The sequence below is a fragment of the Chromatium okenii genome (assembly GCF_016583745.1).
In the GTDB taxonomy this organism is placed as follows: domain Bacteria; phylum Pseudomonadota; class Gammaproteobacteria; order Chromatiales; family Chromatiaceae; genus Chromatium; species Chromatium okenii.
The window spans coordinates 1-3,750 of sequence record NZ_NRRQ01000067.1; the positions used below are offsets into that span (position 1 = coordinate 1).

The following is a 3,750-nucleotide window of genomic DNA, read 5'->3' on the forward strand; positions in this document are numbered from 1 at the left end:
TGCACAGCGGTTTAATTAGCCCGGAGCAATTGCCGTTCAAATATCAATACGAAATTCACGCCAATGAAATTGTGCTGTTGGCATATTACATCGCGGCAATCAACATTGAATCCAGTTATCACAGTTTAGTCGGCGGTAATTATCAACCGTTTGGCGGGATTTGTTTAACCGATACGTTCCAGCTTTATGAAAAAGGCGATTTATTGGATGAACTGCTGGCTGAAAATAGTTCGCGGCGACACAAGCAAAAACAGTTGCCGGTGCGGGTGATTATTGGCAATCCGCCATATTCCGCCGGACAAGCCAGCGCCAATGATGACGCCGCAAATCTTGAATACAAAGGATTAGATAAACGCATTGCTGAAACCTATATTGCTAAATCACAAGGTAAAGGTGGCAAGCGTTCTGCTTATGATAGTTATATTCGCGCTATTCGTTGGGCATCAGATCGGATTGGTGATAGTGGCATTATTGGTTTTGTGACTAATGCCGGTTGGTTAGAATCTAATTCTGCTGATGGTTTACGGCAATGTTTAGCAGAAGAATTTAGCAGCATTTATATTTTTCATTTACGCGGCAATCAACGCACGGCTGGCGAATTATCGCGCAAAGAAGGTGGTAAGATTTTTGGTGGCGGCAGCCGTGCGCCAATTGCAATCTTGTTGTTGGTTAAAAACCCGAATGCGGCGCAGCACGGTCAAATTTATGTGCATGATGTTGGCGATTATTTAAGCCGCGAGGAGAAATTAGACAAAATCAACGCTTTTGTGAGTGTTGCGGGCATTACTGCAAATAATGCTTGGCAGTCAGTTATTCCCGATCAGCATAGCGATTGGTTAAATCAACGCACAACCGGATTTAGTAGTTTTATTTTATTAGGTACTAAAAAATCTACTGAAGAAACCACGTTGTTTAGTTTTTTTTCTAGTGGCATTGTTTCTGGTCGTGATAACTGGGTTTATTCTTTTGCAAAAACGCAACTGATAACCAGATGCCGTCAAATGATTGATTTTTACAATGCAGAAATTGAGCGTTATAAAGAATACATCAATAATAGCGGCACAGAGATTGATGTGCAGATTTTTGTTGAAAAAGATTTAACTCGGATTAGTTGGGGCGGCGGTAACTGGCAAGCAAGGTTTAAGAAATTTCAGAAAGAAAAATTTGTACAAGAGTTAATACGTCCTTCACTTTATCGTCCATTTACCAAAATGTGGCATTACGGCGGCGTCACTTTTAATCACAGTTTTTATTCAATGCCCCGCGTTTTTCCCGACGCAACGGCGGAAAATATAGTGATTTGTGTAACGGGTTTTGGAGAATCAACAGGATTTAGCAATTTAATTGCCGATAAAATACTAAACTTTCATTTTATTGCCGGTTTTCAATGTTTCCCGCGCTATTTATACGACGAGCCAGCACCAGCAACGGGTGACGCCAATTTATTTGCAACGGAATCAACCCGCACGCGCCGCGATGCAATTACTGACGCGGGGTTAAACCATTTCCAAACGGCTTATCCAGATGCAACGCTCAATAAAGAAGACCTGTTTTATTATATTTATGGTTTGCTGCATTCGCCGGATTATCGGGAACGCTACAAAGACAATTTGAGCAAAGAATTACCGCGCATTCCGCGAGTGAAAACTGCTGCGGATTTCTGGGCATTTAGCACCGCCGGGCGACAATTAGCCGCGCTGCATCTCAATTATGAAACGGTCACGCCGTATCCGCTCACAATCGAAAGCAGCAAACCATTAACGGCGGCTGATTATCGCGTCACCAAAATGAAATACGGCAAATGCGGCAAAGAGAAAGATTTAACCACCGTGATTTATAATGATTTCATCACGCTGCGCGAGATTCCGTTGGAGGCATATCAATATGTGGTGAATGGCAAACCGGCATTAGATTGGGTGATAGAACGGCAAAGCGTCAAAATTGACAAAGACAGCGGCATCGTGAATGATGCGAATGACTGGGCGCATGAAACGATGAATAACCCGCGTTATCCGTTGGAATTATTCCAGCGCGTGGTCACGGTGAGTTTAGAGACGCTGGCGATTGTAAAGGGGCTGCCAAAGTTAGAATAATGCAGAGGATAATAGAATGCGCATGTCAATTGAATTATCGGCTGAGTTTGAGCAACGTTTAGACGCATTAGTCATGCACAGCGGCATGACCAAAGCTGCTTTATTACATGAATTTGTGGAACAGGGTTTAATTGATTTGGAAACAGAATATCGCGCTGTGGCTGTTTTAGAGCGTGTCCGTACAGGTCAAGAACCCATTTATTCTGCGGCGGCAGTGAGAAAAGCACTTGAGTTGGATCATTGAATATACCGAAGCCGCTTTACGTCAATTGCGCAAATTGGATCGGCAAGTGGCGCGACGCATTCTTGATACAATGGAAGAACGCATTGCTCATGCAGATAATCCCCGTTGCATGTGCAAAGCATTGACGGGACAATTAACAGGATCGTGGCGTTATCGCATTGGTGATTATCGTTTAATTTGTACCATTGAAGATGAAAAACTGCGCGTATTAGTGATTGAAATTGGACATCGCCGCGAGATTTATCGTGATTAAACCGCAATAAAAAATATGCTTCTTTGACTGCAAGGCAAAAACATCAGCAATCACACTTGACACCGCAGCAGCATTCGTGTTTTTATTCGCTTTAAGAGGCGTAGAAACCTCGAAGCTATACGCGGAATCCGCGCCCGTCAGTCAAGCGGTATTTTTTGCCCACCCGGTTTCAATGGTCGGGAGTTTGCAGCGATACAAAACCGAGCAATCGGAAAAGCTACAAGCGGTCTCGTATAGCCGTTTCTACCCTCCCGACCGGCATCATCATTACTGTGTTTATAGCGCAGATCATTGTCCTTTCAATTCGCTGTCTCATCGCCATCAGCAATCACACTTGACACCGCAGCAGCATTCGTGTTTTTATTCGCTTTAAGAGGCGTCAGACCCTCAAAGCGGATTTCGCAACCGTCAATCAAGCGATTTTTTAATACCCACCACATTTTGCTGGTCGGGAGTGTGGCAAATACAACACCGATGAAAGTTGGAAATAGCCACGCGGTACTTTGACCGTCTGACCCTCCCGACCGGCGTAGTCGTTACGCCAGATTGTCAGAATTCAAGGTGAATACAATGGAAAACTGCAACTCCCTCCCCGTTATCGCCGGAATAGAAATTTCGGTCGATTCAGAAGGTCGCTACAACCTCAACGCGCTTCATAAGGCCAGCGGTCTTGGTGATGAAAAACGCCCCGGCAGTTGGACTCGCTCACAGCAAGCTAAGGATTTCATTGCTGAAATTATCAGTGCACAAATCTGTGCAGTGCCGCTGATAACAGTAGTTGGCGGCAGTAACCCCGGCACTTTCGCCCACGAACTCGTCGCTATTGAATACGCTGGCTGGATCAGCCCATCATTCCGAATCAAGGTCAACCAGACCTTCATTGATTACCGCACTGGTAAATTAAAACCCACCCTGAACGATCCAGTTCTTGCGGCATTAGTGCATAGTCTGGTTGAAATTGACCGATTGAAACAACAGCAGGTTTTGATTACACGCAAAACCGAACAACTTGAATCCCGCGTTGAACACGTTGAATTGCAACATCGCAATGGCGTTCCGAAGGGTTATTTATCTCGCTCGCAGGCGCATGGTTTATACGGAGTGGGATTATCGGAGAAGGTTTTTCATCTCGCTTTACAGCGTCTTGAAGTACCAACCAC

Annotated in this window: 4 protein-coding genes; all 4 read left to right on the top strand. The window is 44.7% G+C overall.

The genetic code is table 11. From position 1 onward, the window contains the following. On the top strand, positions 1-2,093 hold a 2,093-nt coding region (locus tag CKO12_RS13890), incomplete at its 5' end, for a type ISP restriction/modification enzyme (RefSeq protein WP_338032763.1). 16 nt (positions 2,094-2,109) lie between these two features. Next, positions 2,110-2,337 (top strand): type II toxin-antitoxin system RelB family antitoxin, encoded by a 228-nt coding sequence (gene relB, locus CKO12_RS13895; protein ID WP_200155322.1) that lies wholly within the window; start codon positions 2,110-2,112, stop codon positions 2,335-2,337. Beyond that, positions 2,321-2,590 (top strand): type II toxin-antitoxin system RelE family toxin, encoded by a 270-nt coding sequence (locus CKO12_RS13900; protein WP_200155323.1) that lies wholly within the window; start codon positions 2,321-2,323, stop codon positions 2,588-2,590. The genes relB and CKO12_RS13900 overlap by 17 nt, the downstream gene beginning before the upstream one ends. Positions 2,591-3,160: 570 nt before the next feature. Further along, positions 3,161-3,750 (top strand): KilA-N domain-containing protein (locus tag CKO12_RS13905; RefSeq protein WP_200155324.1); only part of this gene is annotated, 590 nt, incomplete at its 3' end.

Excerpts from the sequence above, each read along its gene's own strand:
- relB (WP_200155322.1), top strand. The coding sequence starts at position 2,110 with ATGCGCATGTCAATTGAATTATCGGCTGAGTTTGAGCAACGTTTAGAC.